The organism is Paraburkholderia piptadeniae, assembly GCF_900007165.1.
Classification (GTDB): domain Bacteria; phylum Pseudomonadota; class Gammaproteobacteria; order Burkholderiales; family Burkholderiaceae; genus Paraburkholderia; species Paraburkholderia piptadeniae.
The window spans coordinates 1-687 of sequence record NZ_CYGY02000250.1 but is presented as its reverse complement, the minus strand read 5'-3'; the positions used below and the strand labels follow the sequence as shown (position 1 = coordinate 687).

The following is a 687-nucleotide window of genomic DNA, read 5'->3' as shown; positions in this document are numbered from 1 at the left end:
GAGCGGCACTACGCCCAGGCCGATTTCATTGCTGACCACGATCACCTTGCCTTGTGCATTGCGCAGGGCCGCTTCGAGCGCGGCGACGTGCGCATGGTACCGATCGATCGGCAGCGCTTCGCCTTCGGCCGGACAGAGCAGGTTGACGAGCCACAGCGTCAGGCAGTCGATCAGCGTGCAATGGCCGGTCGCGTCGCTTTGCGTGAGCGCGCCGGCCAGATCGACGCCCGCTTCGAGCAGTTGCCAATGCCCAGGACGTCGTGCGCGATGGTGCGCGATGCGCGCGCTGAATTCGGCGTCGTCGGCCACGCGGGCGGTGGCGATGTAGGTGACGGGGAGGGCGCTGTCGCTGGCAAGCTGTTCGGCGTGCACGCTCTTGCCCGAGCGGGCGCCGCCGAGAACGAAGGTGAGGTCGCGGGGAGTCATCGCATGATTGTACCGGCGTGCAGCGCAGGCCGGCGCGATGGGATAATGCTGCGTGCCGTGCGCGGCGTTGCTGAACGAGGGCTTCGTTGCTGCATGAACGATGCGCGAATGCCGGCCGGGTTTTGCCAGCGGTTTCCGGACGTTTTGCCCGGACTTCCGCCTCCTGACCGCGACCCGAACACCGCCGGACTGCCGTCCCTTTTCATTGTCATTGTCTTCATTGTCATTGTCTTAACGCCGCCGAGCCCGACACCCCGTGAC

General features: G+C 65.9%; 2 protein-coding genes. One reads left to right on the top strand and one right to left on the bottom strand.

The features are described 5' to 3' along the window. The coding region (locus BN2476_RS45045; RefSeq protein ID WP_087740517.1) for a bifunctional adenosylcobinamide kinase/adenosylcobinamide-phosphate guanylyltransferase at window positions 1-426 on the bottom strand (426 nt) is incomplete at its 3' end. A gap of 3 nt (window positions 427-429) precedes the next feature. Here BN2476_RS45045 and BN2476_RS47900 point away from each other — a divergent pair. Further along, window positions 430-687, top strand: a 258-nt coding sequence (locus BN2476_RS47900; RefSeq protein WP_218274622.1) for a hypothetical protein, incomplete at its 3' end; no start/stop codon positions are given.